Below are 17,225 nucleotides of genomic sequence, written 5' to 3' on the forward strand. Positions count from 1 at the left end.
GTTGCAAAGGCGTCTTCTACGCGCCAGCGGTCGGCATAAGCCGTCCAGGCCTTAACCGGATCCTTCTCCGAGTCTGAGACTAAAACTCTAAATCCCTTGTACTTCAAGTAGTCGTCTACTCGGCGATTAACAATAATCAAGCCTTTTTCTTTATCGTTTCGGAAGAATTTTTCTTTCAGCTCTTCCTCCTGCTCGGTCAGGGCTTCATTTTCAAGAAGTTTCTTTTTAATGGTGAGAAGCGATTCCGTGAGCTTATTGGCTGCCTCCTGATAGATGACGGGATCGTAGAACATGTGGCAATAAAGCTCGGCTGTCGCAGAGTTTGATGCCGGTTTCCCCTCTACCGGCCGCGGATCGTATTTCCAATTCACCTTTGCCGTGGCGATGTTCTTTCTGACGTAAGGATCGCCGCTGTTGAGGTCTGCAAACTCCTTTCTATGTTCGTCTATGAGTTCTCTGGCCAGACAGCCTTTCGTTCCTAGACGGACATTAAAAATAAACTCAACTTTATTGATCAGACAGTCGTTGATGTTTTTTACGCTGTTATAGCCTTTGTCAGCAACCAGAACGACGCTCTTCATGTTTAGAAGGGCCTGATCGGCAATCGTATGACGAATGGTGCTGACATCAGGAACATTCCCGTCATAAAAGCGATAAAAAATCGGAAGTCCGGACTTCTGGTCTACCAAGAAGAGAACATTTAGCTGCGGCAGCGCATCGTCGTCTTTGTTCTTGCCGTATTCAATATGAGTTAAGCGCGTGGAGTAAGAAGAGATTGAGGTCGAGTCCAGGGCAAGAATGATCTTATTGTCTTCGTCTTCTTGAAGATAACTGCGCATCAGCAGGAAGTAACGCCGGACATCGCGCAGCTCTATCCTCTGGAAGAGGCGAGTTACTGCCGAGGGGCTCAGCGGCCGCGGATACGGCAGTCTCGTCGTCTCTGCAAAGCTTTCATAGAAGCTAACGTTGTTGTTCTGATTAAGGATTAAAAAGTATGCTAAGGAAAGGATCTTTTTATAGTCTTTGTTCCTTGGGAAGCACTCCTTTAAGAACTCTCCGACAGGAGAGTCGGCAACGATCTGATCTAAGGCCCAAGTAGCACCGGCGTAAAGCTTCTTTATGTTGCGAGCCTGTTCAAGAGTGATGCCTTCTTCGGAGATCTGAGTAAAGACATAATCTTTTCCTTTCCTCTCAACCTGATAGTTCCGAAATTCAGGATGTTCTTGAAGGAAAGCTTCATCAAAACGAATTTTTCCGTCCTTTTGTCCGCCAAGGATTGTCCCAATCTTTTTGGATTCACCTCTTTTGCTTCGCTTGAGTTCTCTATCCCAAACGTTTTTATAGGTGTAAACGTAATAAACGGAACCTGCCTTGTTAATCAGAATCGGAGGAAGCTTCGGATTTGCCATTGATAGATCTCCATATATAATGATCTAGTTTAGCGCAAAAAATCCTCAACTTCAACATTAACTTTATGTTTTATTGAGAATTTTTAAAATAATGAAGATCTAGAAACGCAAAATCTCAGTTCCTTCTTACGTTGCCTTATTGAGTGAACATGACTTGTTTTGAAAGCTTTTCATATCTTGACCGCGACAAAATTTGACGTACAAAGGTCTAAATTAAGTCTTGAAGATAGATTTTTCTTCAGATTTCTACAAGGGACTCGAAGGAAGAGATATCTCAGCTTTTCTAGGTTCGGCGCGTGTTAAGGAGGGCCGCCGAGCCGACAAAAGGTTCAAGAATAATAAGGCGGTAAGAAAGAGGTCGTAAATTTTTAGCATCGCAGATGATGAGAATTCAGTTTCAGAGAACTGATTTCAGGAGCAGGATATGGCGGTCAGATACGTTGTCGAAGATAGCAGCTGGAGAGGAGAAGTTAACGTTCCTCGGAAAGAATTTGGCTTTAATCGTTTGCGCTATCTCTGGGAGCATTGTCCGACGGGTTTGCTTTATTTCCCGAATGCGAGTCAGGATGACGTTAATCATGATTTAGCCAGAGATATCAGGCTCAAGGTCAATGCACTTCGCTTCGGCTACATCTCTATCGACCTTAAGGACGGCGGGAAGGCCCTTTTTGTTTTCGACAGACGCATTAGACGACAAGACAACATAAGGTTGAAGGATTGGCTGGTAGCGCTAGGTGCCATTGCCGATCTTCCGTATATTGTCTATGCGCCGGCCGGTCGGGACTATCATCGCATCAATTCCTGGTTCTCTTTTCCCACCATGCGCGGAGCTATGGGCAGGAAGGTCATGGATTCCGAAATTTTGGCTAATACGCCTATCCGAGAAAACGTCATGGCTGATACGTTGATCGGGAAGCCTGGGATCACTGCCGAGCTGTCGGAAGCGGTAATCAATATGGCACCCGGCTTTGTCGAACATCCCTTCTTTGCGATACCGTGGCGTTTGGATAAGGCGATTCACGCACCCATTGAACTGCCGTCTGGGGAAAAAAGGACCGTCGATCAAGTCATAAAGCCTTACACGGAGCCGGTTCAAGTCAAGATTAGATGGGAGTAGCCTCCTACCAGCGGGAAGTTGCCAATCGAGTCCGTTGGTTGAAGTAACTAGAATATTCTCATAACTCAATCAACCCAAGGGCAAACAATGAAAAGACTTTTCTTGACCGCAGTTACCGCCTCACTTCTTTCTTCCGCTTTTTTGATCTCTGTTCCTGCTGCGCAGGCGGAAGAAGCTGCTTATAAACTGGTACTCCTCAGGCACGGAGAGAGCCAGTGGAATCTTGAAAAACGCTTCACCGGATGGTCGGACATCGACCTGACGGATAAAGGTCGAGCCGGAGCCGTTAAGGCAGGCGAGATTATGAAAGGAGCCGGCGTCAATTTCGATGAAGTTCACACCTCCAAGCTGAATCGTGCGATTGAAACTGCTCAGCTGGCTCAAAAAGGCATGTCTGCTCAATGGGTTCCGCTTCAAAAATTCTGGCGCTTGAACGAACGCTGCTACGGAGATCTCGAAGGCAAGAAACGTGAAGATGTTGCTAAAGAAGTCGGTGACGATCAAGTAAAGATTTGGCGAAGAAGTTTTGACGTTCCGCCCCCTTCTTTGGCTGTGACAGACGCTCGCTCACCGGTCAAGGATCCTCGTTACGCTGATCTGGATCCTCGCGTCATACCGGCCTCTGAAAGTCTCAAGGATGTGATTGCGCGCGTCGGTCCGTATTGGACAGATCAGCTGCGCCCGGCGATTAAATCCGGAAAGACCGTTCTTGTGGTCGGACACAGTACCAACCTCAGAGCCCTGTCTGCTTGGATCGAGCCGAACTTGGATGAGAAAGCGCTTCAGAAATTGGAAATTAAAAACACTAAGCCAATCCTGTATGAGTTTGACAAAAATATGAACGTGATCTGCAGGAAAGTATTAGAGCCGTCCACGGTGAAGAAAGAATAAGACAGACTCAATACTTCTGATTTTTCACGGATCAGGAGTCCGACAAAACAAAACGCCCGTCATTTCTGACGGGCGCTGCAGTCTTAGTAACTACTCAGAATTACTTGGCTTCGTGAGCGAGCTTTTCAGCTGTCTGCGGAGGTGTAGCACGCGGGATGATAACACCGGTGGGGTTCTCAGCAGCATTGCGGCCGGCGATACGACCGAATGTCACGATGTCAGCCATAGCGTTGCCGCCGAGACGGTTGCCGCCGTGGACACCGCCGGTAACTTCACCAGCAGCGAAGAGACCCGGGATAACGTTGCCCTTGTGGTTCAGAACCTGAGCTTCAGTGTTGATTCTCAGACCGCCCATTGTGTGGTGGACAGCCGGAGTAACCATAACTGCGTAGTAAGGAGCTTCGGTCAGAGGACGCGGCATGTCGGCACGGCCGAACTGAGCGTCTTTCTTGTCAGCCTGGAACTTGGCGTATTCGGTCAGAGTGGTCTTCAGGTTGTCAGCATTGATGCCGAGTTTCTGAGCGAGTTCTTCAGGTGTCTTGCCTTCAGTAACGAGACCCTTCTTGATGTATGTTTCGATGGCTTTCAGGCTCTTACGAACGCTGTTATCGAAGAAGAGGTAGCCGACTTTGTCAGTCTGCTTCAGTTCTGCAGCAGAAACGACGTCACGAGTCTGGAGTTCGTTGATGAAGCGTTTGCCTTCTTTGTTGACAAGGATAGCGCCGTTGCCACGAACAGCTTCAGTGATCATTTCGCCGTTGCCGGGGACAACTGTCGGGTGAGTTTGAATCTGTTTCATGTCAACAGTAGCAGCACCGACCTTTTCGCCCATGATGATACCATCACCGGTTGCGCCGGGCTGGTTAGTTGTAGCGAAGCCTTTCAGTTTCGGATCGATCTTAGCGACCATAGCCTGGTTGGCAGAGAAACCACCGGAAGCGATAACAACAGCCTTAGCGTGGACGATCTGAGCAGGTTTTTTGCCCTGTTTGAACTGAACGCCGACAACCTTGCCATCTTTAACGATCAGCTTCTGAGCATCAGCCATCGTACGGATGTCGATGTTGCGGTCTTTGGAAGCCTTGTAGAGAGTTCTAACAACTTCAGCACCGACGAAGCCGCCGCCTGTTGGACGGTGGGCGCGTTTCTGAGAAGCACCGGCCATCATGCCGACGTCGTTCAGGTCGCCGCCGAGGTCGTTAATGAAGTCGACAGAATACTTGGCGTTGTCAGTGAGTTTGTGGTCAAGGTCGGGGTTGTTGAGATAGTGGCCGCCCTTGATCGTGTCGTTGAAGTGAGACTCGATGGAATCTTTGATTCCGAGTTTAGCCTGAGGCTTTGTTTCGGCTGCGTTCAGACCGCCGGCTGCACGGTTTGTGTTGCCGCCGACCATAGCCATTTTTTCAAGAACGATAACTTTTTTGCCGAGGTCATGGGCTGTAACAGCAGCAGAGAGGCCTGCACCGCCGGAGCCGATAATGACGACGTCGGCTTGTTCAGCTGCAACTGCAGGCATTGCAAAAGCAGCGGAGACTAAAGAGGCCAAAAGAATTTTTTGCATTCGATTCTCCTGAATGAGTCAAGTAATTGTCAAACAAGGAGAGATTTTACGATAAGTTGCATTTTTTTGATAGGGTCATCCCTTAATCCAAAATACCGAATTAGCGGGTTAATTTTAATACTGTTTTATCAATAAGTTGGAGGGGAGTCTGTTACAAACATTCAATCCATCCTCCCTCATATTGGGATTTAAGGATAACCCTAAATCTATCGCTTATTTAGGTTTTCCAAAAACGACTTCTTCTATTTGTTCTGTAGAAGAGCCCGAGAAAATAGGAATATATTTCCCCGCCTTATTTTTGGAGACACCGAGCGGAACAGATGTCACTCCGGACCAGCGGGCGATTTTTGCATTGGTCCAAACTTCATCTCTATATTTTTGATCGACAGGAATACCTTCCGGATTTAACCCTCTGAACCCGGCGTCTTTGAAGTGGAGTTCGTGTTCTCCGTATTTTTCCCAAGGGTTAGATGAGGAGAGAATCATGGCCGCTTGAGAAATGCTGAGATCTCTTAGAACGGGAACCAGATACCAGACAAAGTTAACCTTGTCGGTGAGCGGCATCGTTGTATTCCAAAGACGTGAGCACCAAGGACATTGCGTATCAGAAACGATGACAACGGTGGGAAGATCGGAAGATGCTTTGGGATTCTTAATACCAAATCCGTTTGCAAGCATAGACTCGTATAAATGATCGAGCTGGGTTCCGGCTCGAAGACGCGGATACTCAGCTGAACTCGGAACGGTTTCGGGACGAATGCCGACTTTATCGGCTGCAAAGGCTGCTCCTGCAGAGAACGCGGCAGACACTGCTAACAATGTTCTTCTCAACATCTTCCTCTCCGGTTGTTTTGTTGATGTCTTTTTAGTGTATCGCCTAGAGGCGCCGGATAGACTCATCAATTCAAAAAAGAAGCAGGACGCACAAACAAAAACACCGGCCAGGACACAGGCCGGTGTTTTGATGCATTGAGCAGGAGAACATCATGCTCGGAAAACCGTTGCCAGCTTTCCCCAAAAAGCTTCTTTCGAACATCTGTAAGGTTTTGTGGAGCACCCCAATTACTCCAACCCCAAACAGAGGGTTTCGGTTTCCAGAATCTGAATAACCAAGATTGCTTGTGCAATATCGCGGTGGTGGCGCAATCGGTTCGTTCAGAACAAGAATAAGTATACATAAAAATTTTACGTTATTCAATATTGGAATAGCGAAATTTATTTTTTTAATTAGAGGCAAAAAAAAGCGTCAAGAGAGGAAGGTAAAGTTCCGTTCAAACCCATAAGGTCGGTAGAATGCAGGGATAAGAAGTGCACTTTAGGAAAAATAAAATCATGAGCTACACCATCGGAGAACTTGCTAAGAAATTCAATATTGCGCCCTCTGCACTTCGCTATTACGAAAAGGAAGGGCTCATCCCCGGCGTGAAAAGAAAGGCTTCGGGTGCACGCGAATTTGAAGCAAAAGACTGCGAAGTCTTGCTTCTGATCGACTGCCTTAAACAAAGCGGGATGTCTATTAAAGAGATATCTCACTTTATTGAACTCCTTCACGCCGGAGAAAGGACGCTGGAAGATCGCGCTGATATCCTGAGCGACCTAGAAGTCAAGTTCAAAGAGGAACTTAAGCGGCAGAAGCAAACATTAAAGCGCCTTCAGTATGAAAACTGGGTCTACCGACAGGCTGTCCGTCTGGGAAGTATCGAAGCGGTTGAAGAGCTGCCGTCGGCTTCAATGCCCAAGAAACTGCGCAAGATAAAGAAGAAAATCGATCGAATCTGCCGTCCTGAAGAAACGTTCTAATTATTAATTCGAAGCTTAAATGAAAGTCGTCGTTACAACAAAAGATTTTTGCGAAGAAGCGAAGCACTATTTAGAGTCTGAAGGTTTTGAAGTTGCGCTGCGCAACAGGCTGGGTATCGGCGCCGGTGCGCCTGACGACATTCTGTATCCCGTGGTAGAAGACGCCAATGCGATCATTGCCGGAACAGAAACCTATCGTCCCGAGCTTCTCACACGTTTAAGTAACCTCAAGCTTATTTCCCGCAACGGCATCGGTTACGACGCGATTAATCTCGATGCACTTCGCAAAGAAGGCATCGGACTGACAAGAACCAAAGGCTTTGTTGAAGGCGCGGTTGCCGAACAGGTGATGGCTTATATCCTGTACTTTGCGCGGCGTGTTGATCTGCAAAGCGCCGATATGCATGACCACAGCTGGAACAGCCGCTTAATGCCGGGTGCTAAGAACCGCACTTTAGGGCTCATCGGTTTTGGCGGCATCGGAACAGAAGTGGCAAAACGCGCAGTGCCTTTCGGGATGAAAGTAATTTATTTCTGTCGTCATCCGAATCCGGCTGATGATGCGGCTTACGGCGTGCAAAGCGTTTCGATGGAAGAGCTCCTCAAAGAAAGTGATTACGTTGTCGCTGCGGTGCCCCTTACGGATCAGACGTTTCATCTTTTCAACGAGGAATGCATTGCTCAGATGAAGGCCGGTTCGGTTCTGATCAATATTGCCAGAGGTCCGGTGGTTGACGAGGAAGCGCTTGCTCAAGCGTTGGCCTCCGGACATCTGGGCGGCTGCGCAGTTGACGTATTTCCGAAAGAACCGTGCACGGATTCGGTACTGACTCGTTATTCGAACGCCTTGCTGACGCCGCACTCCGCGACTTCGACCGCAGAGAACAGCAAAGCAACTAATTTCGCAGCGGCCAATAACCTCGTCAACTATTTGAAAAAAGATATTGACGCCAAATATGTCGTAGTCCAGGGGACCCGCTACTAACCGGTTATCCAAAAACAGAAAACCTCGGAAGGCTGAAAATCTTCCGAGGTTTTATTTAGTGTTAATCGCTTAACTCTGAGGCCGATTAGCGATGAATGTTATAGCGGAGCCAAACGTAGCCGGAACCGACGGTTTCGCAGTCGATTAATTCCAGACGATTCTTCTTGAGCGGCTCAACGACACCCTGGCATTCAATGACGGAAGGATGACCGGATTCACCGTCAAGGCCCGGGTAAACAATCATGCTCAGTTCATCAACCAAGCCCATCTGAAGGAAGTTGCCGCAGGTAATGGCGCCGCCTTCGAGGAGCATGTGTTTTACATTGAAATCCTGTTCGAGGTGTTTGAGGGCACTCTGTGTTTCTTCAAGCTTGGAACCGGGTGTACGCATGATGTAGGAAACGCCGATTTCTTCCAGTTCTTTCTGATAAGCACGAGTGACATGGCTTCCGAGGACGGCAACGATATGTTCGCCGCTGGGAAGGGTCGGAGATTTGTAGTGGAGGCGGCCTTGGATATCGAATACGACGGCAAGCGGCCTGCCTTCGCGTTTACCGATGAACGTATTCGTCTGCATGGTCTTGTGGCCTTCCATCGGTTCTTTTTCTTCTACGACATCAGCGCCGTACTCGGCCATGGTTTTGCGTCCGACGATCCAGCCGTCTGCGGATAATTTTGCATCAGCGGCTTCATAAACCTCTGTGACACTGGAGGAGGCGTTGTAGAGAGGACTCCAGTATTTGGAAATCAGGCGACCGTCAACGGACATGATCATATGGCAGGTAATTTTCATTTTGCGTCTCCTTTTTTGACGTGGTGGAGAGGGCGAGAGCCGAAGGGATGTACGGTGGGATGCGGCGGCTCCGCGCCCGTATTCTAAGTATGCTCCAAGTTGGAGCATAAGTGAAGAGGAAAAACCGCAGATAAAAGCCCTAACTCACGCAAGGGGTTAGGTCAAATGTGCACTGAATTGGTGCTTGGTTAGGCGAGGGTTTTTCTTTCCTGAGAGTGAGAATCTTTGAGGCTCAGATATTCAGAAGTTGGCACGAATTATGCATGGTGATGGTTAGATCCCACGAGATCGTACAACAAACTAATCAGGAGCCCTTATGAAACTCATATTTGCGGTTTTTAAACCCTTCAAGCTCGATGAAGTCAGAGAAGCGCTGACTGAAATCGGTATCACCGGAATGACGGTAACGGAAGTCAAAGGTTTCGGACGCCAAAAAGGCCACACGGAACTGTACCGCGGTGCGGAATACGTCGTGGATTTTCTCCCGAAAGTTCAAATTATGGCGGCATGCCCCGACGGGTTGATCGATATTGCGACAGAAACGATCCGCAATGCGGCAAACACAGGAAAGATCGGAGACGGCAAGATTTTTGTGATGCCGTTGGAAGAAGTGGTTCGTATTCGTACAGGTGAAACAGGGGAAGGTGCATTATGAGAGTCACAGCCTTACTTTTAGCTCTGCTTTCTCCCGCGGCATGGGCGGCGGAAGAAAGTGCAATGAACGCAGCCGACGTGTCATGGATGATGGTCGCAACGACACTCGTGCTCTTTATGACAATTCCCGGCATCGCGCTCTTTTATGCCGGCATGGTACGAAAGAAAAATGTTTTATCCGTCGTGATGCAGAGCTTTGCAATTTGCTGCTCGATTACGATTGTTTGGTATGTCTGCGGTTACTCTCTCGCTTTTACCGAAGGCAACTTCTTTATCGGCGGCTTTGACAAAGTTTTCCTTCACGGCATCGGCATTAACACGATGCAGGGTTCCATTCCTGAAATGCTCTTCATGATGTTCCAGATGACGTTTGCCATTCTGACGCCTGCCCTGATGTGCGGTGCCTTTGCAGAACGCATGAAGTTCTCGGCGCTGTTCCTCTTCATGGTGCTTTGGTCTCTGTTTTGCTACGTGCCGATCTGTCACTGGGTTTGGGGTCCGGACGGCTGGCTAGCTGCCGCAGGTGCGTTGGACTATGCCGGCGGTACTGTTGTTCACATCAACGCCGGTGTTGCAGGTTTAGTGGCCTGCTTAATGCTCGGCAAGCGTATCGGTTACGGAAAAGAGGCGATGGCCCCGCACAATCTGATTCTTGCCATGGTCGGTGCCTGCTTCCTGTGGATCGGCTGGTTCGGATTTAACGGCGGATCCGGCTTGGCCGCTGACGGCCGTGCTGTGATGGCTATTGTGGTTTCTCAGATTGCTGCGGCCGCTGCTGCTCTGATTTGGATGGCCTGCGAATATGTAGAAAACAAGCGTTTCACTGTGTTGGGCGCGATTTCCGGTGCGGTGGCCGGCTTGGTTGCGATTACACCGGCCTCAGGCTTCGTTGAGCCGGCACCGGCACTTTTCATCGGCTTATGCGGCGGCTTTATCTGCTACTTCGGAGCCACTCGACTTAAGCACTGGCTTGGCTACGATGATTCCCTGGATGCCTTCGGCGTTCACGGCGTCGGCGGTATTGCGGGCGCCATCCTGACCGGTGTGTTTGCCTCTGAAGCGATCACGGGTTCAGCGATGAAGCCGGTTCTTGAACAGGTTTGGATTCAGACAGAAAGCGTCATTGCTACTCTGATCTACGCATCGATCGTTACCTATGTTCTCTTGAAACTCGTTGATGTCATGATCGGCATCCGAGTCTCTGCGGAAGAAGAACGGATGGGTCTGGACTTAAGTCTGCACGGCGAACGCGTGGAATAACTTACCGGCAAACCATTCAACGCAATCGAGGGCCGTTAAGGCCCTCGATTCGTTCAGAGATGAAAGGCTGAAGTTCCTGTTGAAGAGCTTTAGCCTTGTTCGTCAACAGAAGAGGTTAGAAGATCTGACCCCTTACTGAGCTGTCATGGATCAATGCGCCTATCGGATCATCGGTGGCGGGTTGATCAAGGCCCAGGTTCGGAATAGCATCCTTACGATTGGTGTAGTAGAGATTGCCGCCTTCTTCGGTCACACCCGGAGGCGCTTTGCGAACAACGTTAGGTTCGTTCTTGATGGCGTCTCTCATGTAATCAATCCAAACCGGAAGCGCTAAACCGGCGCCCTGCGCTCTGCGGCCTAAGCTGCGGGGCTGGTCAAAGCCCATCCAGACGGCTGCGCATTGATCTCCGGCGTACCCGACAAACCAAACGTCAAACGCATCGTTACTGGTACCGGTCTTGCCGGCGATGTCGGTACGTTTAAGCGAAGCGGTTGCGCGAGCTGCCGTACCGGAAGTGGCGACACCGTGCAGCATCTGATGCATGATGTATGCGTTGCGCGGGTCAAGCGCCTCAACTCCGGCGACTTTTTCTGCTTCTGCGGTTGACTGCATCAGAACTTTGCCGGAAGCATCGGTGACCTTAGAAATTAAGTACGGCTCGGTTCTTCGGCCGATATTGGCAAAAACGGAGAAGCCTTCCACCATCTGCCACGGAGTAACGGATCCGGCACCGAGGGCCATAGACAAATGCGGCGGATGTTTATCCGAGTCAAAGCCGAAACGCTGGATGAAGTCCACTGCATAGCGAGGCGTGATCGCCTGAAGAATTCGAATTGAAACGAGGTTTAGCGATTTCTTCAAGGCGTCCTTCATCATGATCGGGCCGCTGAACTTGCCGGAGAAGTTTTTCGGATTCCACTTCTTAAAGCCGGTTTCAGACGGATCCAAGACGATCGGAGCGTCATTGATGACTGTCTGCGGAGAAAATCCTTTCTCGATCGCAGCTGAATAAATAAAAGGCTTAAAGGACGAGCCCGGCTGACGCCACGCTTGAGTGACGTGATTAAATTTATTCAGGGCGAAGTCATAGCCGCCGACCATTGCTTTGATGGCGCCGGTGTTGTACTCTGTCGCAATAAAAGCGGCCTCAGCCTGAGGAATTTGGGTGATTTCCCAGTAGCCTTCCTTGTTGCTCTGAAGTCTCAGCACGGATCCCGGGACGATCTTGATATCGGCCTTAGCTTTCGGCTGGAGAGCTCTCTTTACGAAATCCAGGCCTTTGCCCGTAATGGAAATGACTTTGCCGTGAGACATCTGAACTTTAACTTCCGTCGGCGAGACTTCTAAGGCGACAACCGCCGGCATATCGGTGGCAATCAAAGCTTCCTGAAGCGCGTTGGAAATGTTTTGTTCTCGTGTCTTGGGATCGCTGATATCGACTTTTGCCTCTGGACCGCGATAGCCTTGGCTGTGGTCGTAAGACTGCAGGTGGCTTCTGAGAGCTTTGTAAGCGTAGCCCTGGTCTTCCGAATTAATCGTGGTGTAGACGTTCAGACCGCGGGTGTAGGTTTCCTGCTGGAAGATATCAAACATTAACGTGCGAACGAGTTCGGCAACGTACTCGGCATGAAGAGACTCGTTCATGCGGGTCGGCGTGCCGACTTGTTCGGCAACACGGGTCAGACGCGTCTGAATCGGAGCATTCACTTCTTTTTGATACTCAGCTTCGGAGATATAGCCCAAATCTCTCATGCGGCCGAGCACATAGTCTCGACGCATCTTGGCGCGTTTGGGACTTGCGAACGGGTTGTAAACCGAGGGCGCGGCTGGAAGACCTGCCAGAGTGGCAACTTCTCCGGCCGTCAGCTGCTGAAGGCTTTTGCCGTAGTAAGTGCGGGCAGCTGCAGCAAAACCATAAGCACGGTTGCCGAGGAAGATCTGGTTCATGTAGATCTGAAGAATCTCATCTTTACTGAGGTTCGCTTCGATCTTGAAAGCCATGGCGACTTCGTAGAGTTTACGAATGTAGCTTCGTTCGCTGGAGAGGAAGAAGTTGCGGGCGACCTGCATCGTAATAGTGGAGGCGCCCTGGCTCTTTCTGCCCGTGGCTAAGTTATTCAGCGCAGCACGAATGAAGCCTTTGGGCTCGATACCGGCGTGCTGGTAGAAGCCGTCGTCTTCTGCAGAAATCAAAGCTTCTTTGACGAGCGGCGGGATTTCATTAATCGTGACGAAGTCGCGGCGTTCTTCGCCGAACTCGGCAATGAGTTTGCCGTCCGCGGTCCACACACGCATCGGAACCTTCGGCTTGTAGTCGACGACAGTGTCAATCGGAGGGAGCTGAGAGTAAACGAGGGCGAAGACAAAAAGCGCTAAACCGACGCCGGCCAAAGCGAGGGCAATGCAGGTTGCGACGAAGCCCTTGAAGAAGCCCCACAGCCTGCTTCCTCCTTTACGAGGCGCAGGGGCTTTCTTCGGAGATTTGTCGGCGGAACGAGCCGGCGTTGTTTTCTTGGTATCAGCCACAATATTCTCACGTTAATTGTTTGTATGAGCGCCTAATTTTACCTTTTAGGGACGAAGGAGTGCGCCGCTCATCAATCTCTTATCGGATGAGGGCGCAATCCTGACTGTTACAAACTGTAGCGGCTGACCGCCCTTAGGCGAAGAGACTATTGACCAAAATCACGTAAACAGTTGTTCCGGCAAAGATCGAGAGAAGCGGTTTTTTAACAAACCATTGGACAATCAAAGTAAGGAAGACGCCTGCAGCTTCGGGGACAGGAAGGCCGCCTCTGGCGAGTGCCGAACTGGTCGAAGCGTGCAAAACCAAAAGAACCATAATGGCAAGCGGCAGGAAGTCGCCAACGACACCGACCCACCGCTGTTTGCGCAGCCAGGAGGAGCAGGCAAACGGGAGAAGGCGCTCGGCTGCGGTTACTGCGCCCATGGCGATGAACACTGTAAAGAGATACACGTAATCATTCATGACTTGAACCTCCGGCGGAGCGGGCGACTTTAGGAAGCGGTTTTTTTTGGAAGGCAAAAAGGATGGCGCCTAATGCACAGATGGCAATGGCGATCGCCAGTGCATTGTCGGCACTAATAAAGCGAGCGACGGCATAGCCGATCAAGGCAACCCAGAGCGGTTTAGAGTTGACACGTCCGCGCCACTGTTCGCAGAGAAGCATCGCAAAAAGACTCGTGAGAACAAAGTCGAAACCGGCCAGTTCAATCGTAGCGGCCGCGCCGAGCAAGCCGCCGATCAGACTTCCGAGAATCCACCATGAATAATCGAAGAGCGCGATCAGAACCAGGCGGTCGATGGGCGCGTCTTTCTTCTCTGTTGTAATAAGCGAGTAAGTCTCATCGGTCAGCAAAAAGGCAATCAGCCATTTTTTCCAACCGGCGGAATGAAGACGATCTAATAAAGAGAGACCGTAGAAAACATGTCGAAGGTTGACGACAGCGGTCGCAAAGGCGATGGAAGCAACCGACATGTCTGCCGCCAGCATCGGAATCATCATGTATTGGACCGCTCCTCCGTAAATCAGGACCGAGCTGATCGGCGGAATCCACCACGAAGCTCCGGCTTGAACGCAAAGGAAGCCGAACACGATGCCAAGCGGAATGTAACCCATACACACCGGGATAGAGGCAGTAAAGGCGTTTTTCACTAGGGAACTTTGAAGCTGCATTTCTATTTTTAGGATTTAACGTACTAATTCTTCTTGTAGAAATCCATTTTAGTGAGCAAAAACTTTGATTGAACGAAACGCTGGAAAAAACGCACGATCCTAGGCGTAAGTTCGCAGAATGAGGCCCTCGCACCTTAGATTAATAAGAGGAACCGAAGAAAGCCTGAGAACACTATGTTTTGGAATTTATTCTGGCCGATTGCGCTGATCACGCTGGCAAACTGTTTCTACAACATCTGTACTAAGTCCACGCCTGAGCAGGCGAATCCTTTCCTCTCGCTGTGCGTGACTTACTTAACAGCCGCGGCGGTTTGCATTTCGGTCTTTATCTTTTCTCAGTCGAGAGAGGCCGTTTCTCTGGAACTCTCGAAACTCAATTGGACGGCGCCGACGCTCGGTTTGGCAGTGGTAGCCTTAGAAGTCGGCTACATCCTTACGTATCGTGCCGGATGGAAAATCAACACGGCTTCTTTGGTGACTAATATCGCTCTTGCCATCCTTTTGCTGTTCATAGGATTCTTGTTTTACGGCGAACCGATTACCGGACGGAAATTACTCGGCGTCGTCATTTGCTGTATCGGTTTGTTTTTCCTGATCAAATGATCAGCGATTGATCCTCAGGATTGAAAGCGCGTTGCTAAAATTTAGAACATTCGCAGCTGAGTAAAGCAAAGGAGCTATATGGCAGTACAACCTCCGAACCGAACGATATTTCTCGTCGGAATGATGGGCGCCGGGAAGTCGACGATCGGCAAAGCGCTGGCTGCATTAATGGGGACGAAATTCGTCGATCTCGACCGAGAGCTGGAAGAGCGCTGCGGAGTCTCAATTCCTCACATTTTCGAGACGGAAGGTGAAGCCGGCTTCAGGTGCCGGGAAACCCGCCTTCTGCAGGAATATGCGAAAGCATCCGATATGGTCGTTGCCACCGGCGGCGGAGTTGTGACCCGTGAAGAAAACCGAGAAATACTGAAAGCGTCTCCGGCTGTCGCAGTTCACCTTAAAGTCAGTCCTGAAGAATGTTTCCGGCGCACTCAGGGCACTGATAGGCCTTTGCTCCAATGCGCGGATCCGATGGAGAAGATTTGCCGTCTGCTGCAGGAAAGAGGACCTTTGTACGAGGAAGTTGCCGATATCTCCTATGAGACGGATGGAATGAAGGCAGCACGCGCGGCCCAAGAACTCCTCAACAGCATCCATCAACACCAACTCGTTAAAGAACAAGAATGAAAGAAGTACAAGTCAAAGTTCCCGGCCACTCCTACACCATTAAGTTAGGGTCCGGCGTGATCAAAGAGCTCCCGGCGGAATTGAAACGACTCAACCCTTCCAGCTGTCTCATCGCCACCAATATTACGGTTGGTTCGCTCTATCTAAAAAAGGCTACCGATCTTTGCAATGGGATGTGCCGCACGGAATCGGTCGTCCTGCCTGACGGCGAGGCTTATAAAGACTGGGGCAGTGTCTCGGCAATTCTTGAAAAACTTGCCTCGATGGGGGCAGATCGCAAGTCAGTGGTAATTGCACTCGGAGGCGGCGTGGTCGGAGACCTCGCCGGCTTTGCGGCCGCAATTTATATGCGCGGTATCCGCTTTATTCAGGTTCCGACAACACTACTGGCGATGGTGGACTCTTCCGTCGGTGGAAAAACCGGTATGAATATGACGGCAGGAAAAAACTTAGTCGGCACTTTTCACCAGCCCGAAGCCGTGATTGCCGACTCCGACTTTTTGCGTACTCTGCCGGAAAGAGAAATCGGCGCCGGCATTGCGGAAATTATTAAGCACGGTGTCTTAGCAGATAAAACTTATTTCGAAGAGCTCGAGCGTGACATGGAGAAGTTAAGGGCGCTCGACCCCGAGACGGTGGCCAAAGTGGTCGGACGATCCTGCGAGATTAAGGCCGGCGTCGTCTCCCGAGATGAAAAAGAAAAGGGCGAACGCGCCAAACTGAATCTCGGTCACACATTCGGTCACGCCATTGAAAAGCTCACCGGTTACGGCACGTGGCTGCACGGTGAAGCGGTGGCTGTGGGCACCGTTTTGGCGGCAGTGACCGCTGAAAAGCAGGGCAAAATCAACTGTGGGGATGTTAAGCGGATTCAAGATTTGATCCATCGAGCAGGACTGCCAGTCCGCATTGCCGGCATCAGTGCCTCAAAAGCGATTGAGGCGATGAAAGGTGATAAAAAGAGCACCAAAGGCGTTCCCCACTTTATTCTGCCGGTCGCGATCGGAACAACGGTGATCGAAGAGGTTCCCGAAGGCCTGATCAAGGAAGCCCTTCTGGAAGAAGGATATGAGCCATGATTACGGAAGGTTTTGAACTGGCGGATTACGCCTGTAGTTCTGCAAACTCTCGAGGGCGAGCGATTGAGGAAAAGAGCAGTACGTCGCGTACCGAGTTTCAGCGTGACCGCGACCGCATCATCCATAGTTCCGCTTTCCGCAGACTGGAATACAAGACGCAGGTCTTTGTAAATCACGAAGGAGATCTCTTCCGCACGCGCCTGACGCATACGCTGGAAGTGGCTCAGATTGCCCGCACAACCGCGACGCTTTTGAAGATCAATCCCGATTTAACGGAAGCCATTGCACTGGCGCATGATCTCGGTCACACGCCCTTCGGCCACTCCGGCCAAACGGCGCTGGATCGCTGCATGGCTGATCACGGCGGATTTGAACACAACCTTCAGTCGCTGCGAATCGTCGACCTGCTGGAGGATCAGTATCCGAACTTTGACGGACTGAATCTGACGTGGGAGACCCGAGAAGGGATTCTGAAGCACTGCAGCCGGGAAAACGCCCTGCGCCTCGGCGCTTTAGGCGAACGTTTCTTGAAAGGCGAGCAGCCTTCTCTTGAAGCGCAGCTCGTCAATATTGCCGATGCGATTGCCTACAGCACGCACGATATCGATGACGGCCTGCGCGTTGGCTACCTCGATGAAAAAGACCTCGTCGAAAACGTTCCGCTGTACGCCGAATACCATGCGCAAGTCGATGCGGAATATCCGGATATTCAGGAGCGCCGCAAGCAAAAGGAAGTGGTGAGGCGGC

The 17,225-nt window shown here is 50.4% G+C and carries 17 protein-coding genes; 10 read left to right on the forward strand and 7 right to left on the reverse strand.

Annotation, left to right across the window (positions count from 1 at the left end; translation table 11 throughout):
• A partial coding sequence (locus tag HMPREF9439_RS11095; protein ID WP_008864929.1) for an IS1634 family transposase occupies positions 1 to 1,409 on the reverse strand: 1,409 nt, incomplete at its 3' end.
• A gap of 424 nt (positions 1,410 to 1,833) precedes the next feature.
• On the opposite strand from HMPREF9439_RS11095, the gene HMPREF9439_RS11100 reads away from it, so the two are divergent.
• Complete coding sequence (locus HMPREF9439_RS11100; protein ID WP_008864931.1) at positions 1,834 to 2,526, forward strand: hypothetical protein; 693 nt, start codon at positions 1,834 to 1,836, stop codon at positions 2,524 to 2,526.
• 87 nt (positions 2,527 to 2,613) lie between these two features.
• Positions 2,614 to 3,417, forward strand: coding sequence for a 2,3-bisphosphoglycerate-dependent phosphoglycerate mutase (locus HMPREF9439_RS11105; RefSeq protein ID WP_008864932.1), 804 nt, complete (start codon positions 2,614 to 2,616; stop codon positions 3,415 to 3,417).
• Between the two features lie 100 nt (positions 3,418 to 3,517).
• Here HMPREF9439_RS11105 and HMPREF9439_RS11110 read toward each other — a convergent pair whose 3' ends face one another.
• Together HMPREF9439_RS11110 and HMPREF9439_RS11115 are read right to left on the reverse strand one after the other, a co-directional pair.
• Complete coding sequence (locus HMPREF9439_RS11110) at positions 3,518 to 4,978, reverse strand: flavocytochrome c (RefSeq protein ID WP_008864933.1); 1,461 nt, start codon at positions 4,976 to 4,978, stop codon at positions 3,518 to 3,520.
• Positions 4,979 to 5,191: 213 nt separating this feature from the next.
• Positions 5,192 to 5,812 carry a hypothetical protein gene (locus HMPREF9439_RS11115; protein WP_050789292.1) on the reverse strand — a complete coding sequence of 207 codons (621 nt, stop codon included), beginning with the start codon at positions 5,810 to 5,812 and terminating at the stop codon, positions 5,192 to 5,194.
• 498 nt (positions 5,813 to 6,310) lie between these two features.
• Between HMPREF9439_RS11115 and HMPREF9439_RS11120 the strand changes: the two genes are divergently transcribed.
• Complete coding sequence (locus HMPREF9439_RS11120; protein WP_008810467.1) at positions 6,311 to 6,778, forward strand: MerR family transcriptional regulator; 468 nt, start codon at positions 6,311 to 6,313, stop codon at positions 6,776 to 6,778.
• Between the two features lie 19 nt (positions 6,779 to 6,797).
• Positions 6,798 to 7,763 (forward strand): NAD(P)-dependent oxidoreductase, encoded by a 966-nt coding sequence (locus HMPREF9439_RS11125; RefSeq protein ID WP_008864936.1) that lies wholly within the window; start codon positions 6,798 to 6,800, stop codon positions 7,761 to 7,763.
• A gap of 85 nt (positions 7,764 to 7,848) precedes the next feature.
• Here HMPREF9439_RS11125 and HMPREF9439_RS11130 read toward each other — a convergent pair whose 3' ends face one another.
• Complete coding sequence (locus HMPREF9439_RS11130) at positions 7,849 to 8,556, reverse strand: dihydrofolate reductase family protein (protein WP_008810470.1); 708 nt, start codon at positions 8,554 to 8,556, stop codon at positions 7,849 to 7,851.
• A gap of 316 nt (positions 8,557 to 8,872) precedes the next feature.
• Here HMPREF9439_RS11130 and HMPREF9439_RS11135 point away from each other — a divergent pair, with 316 nt between their 5' ends.
• On the forward strand, positions 8,873 to 9,211 hold the full coding sequence (locus tag HMPREF9439_RS11135) for a P-II family nitrogen regulator (RefSeq protein ID WP_008810471.1): 339 nt from the start codon (positions 8,873 to 8,875) through the stop codon (positions 9,209 to 9,211).
• Positions 9,208 to 10,470, forward strand: a complete 1,263-nt coding sequence (locus HMPREF9439_RS11140; RefSeq protein ID WP_008810472.1) for an ammonium transporter — start codon at positions 9,208 to 9,210, stop codon at positions 10,468 to 10,470. Before HMPREF9439_RS11135 ends, HMPREF9439_RS11140 begins: the two co-directional genes overlap by 4 nt.
• Positions 10,471 to 10,585: 115 nt before the next feature.
• Here the strand turns inward: HMPREF9439_RS11140 and HMPREF9439_RS11145 are convergent, their stop codons facing one another.
• The 3 genes from HMPREF9439_RS11145 to HMPREF9439_RS11155 form a co-directional block, all read right to left on the reverse strand.
• Entirely contained in the window at positions 10,586 to 12,997 is a 2,412-nt protein-coding gene (locus HMPREF9439_RS11145; RefSeq protein ID WP_008864938.1) for a penicillin-binding protein 1A, read from the reverse strand.
• Between the two features lie 133 nt (positions 12,998 to 13,130).
• The gene (locus HMPREF9439_RS11150; protein WP_008864939.1) at positions 13,131 to 13,460 is read right to left on the reverse strand and encodes a branched-chain amino acid transporter permease; all 330 of its coding nucleotides are present in this window, start codon (positions 13,458 to 13,460) and stop codon (positions 13,131 to 13,133) included.
• Entirely contained in the window at positions 13,453 to 14,169 is a 717-nt protein-coding gene (locus HMPREF9439_RS11155; protein WP_008864940.1) for an AzlC family ABC transporter permease, read from the reverse strand. The genes HMPREF9439_RS11150 and HMPREF9439_RS11155 overlap by 8 nt, the downstream gene beginning before the upstream one ends.
• 174 nt (positions 14,170 to 14,343) lie before the next feature.
• Here HMPREF9439_RS11155 and HMPREF9439_RS11160 point away from each other — a divergent pair, with 174 nt between their 5' ends.
• The 4 genes from HMPREF9439_RS11160 to HMPREF9439_RS11175 all read left to right on the forward strand — a co-directional run.
• On the forward strand, positions 14,344 to 14,772 hold the full coding sequence (locus HMPREF9439_RS11160; protein ID WP_008810476.1) for an EamA family transporter: 429 nt from the start codon (positions 14,344 to 14,346) through the stop codon (positions 14,770 to 14,772).
• Between the two features lie 78 nt (positions 14,773 to 14,850).
• Positions 14,851 to 15,399: a shikimate kinase gene (locus tag HMPREF9439_RS11165; protein WP_008810477.1), complete on the forward strand. Its 549-nt coding sequence runs from the start codon at positions 14,851 to 14,853 to the stop codon at positions 15,397 to 15,399.
• On the forward strand, positions 15,396 to 16,478 hold the full coding sequence (gene aroB / locus HMPREF9439_RS11170; RefSeq protein ID WP_008864941.1) for a 3-dehydroquinate synthase: 1,083 nt from the start codon (positions 15,396 to 15,398) through the stop codon (positions 16,476 to 16,478). The genes HMPREF9439_RS11165 and aroB overlap by 4 nt, the downstream gene beginning before the upstream one ends.
• A partial coding sequence (locus HMPREF9439_RS11175; RefSeq protein ID WP_040603650.1) for a deoxyguanosinetriphosphate triphosphohydrolase occupies positions 16,475 to 17,225 on the forward strand: 751 nt, incomplete at its 3' end. The genes aroB and HMPREF9439_RS11175, both read left to right, overlap by 4 nt.

It is taken from the genome of Parasutterella excrementihominis YIT 11859 (assembly GCF_000205025.1).
GTDB classification, from domain to species: Bacteria; Pseudomonadota; Gammaproteobacteria; order Burkholderiales; family Burkholderiaceae_F; genus Parasutterella; species Parasutterella excrementihominis.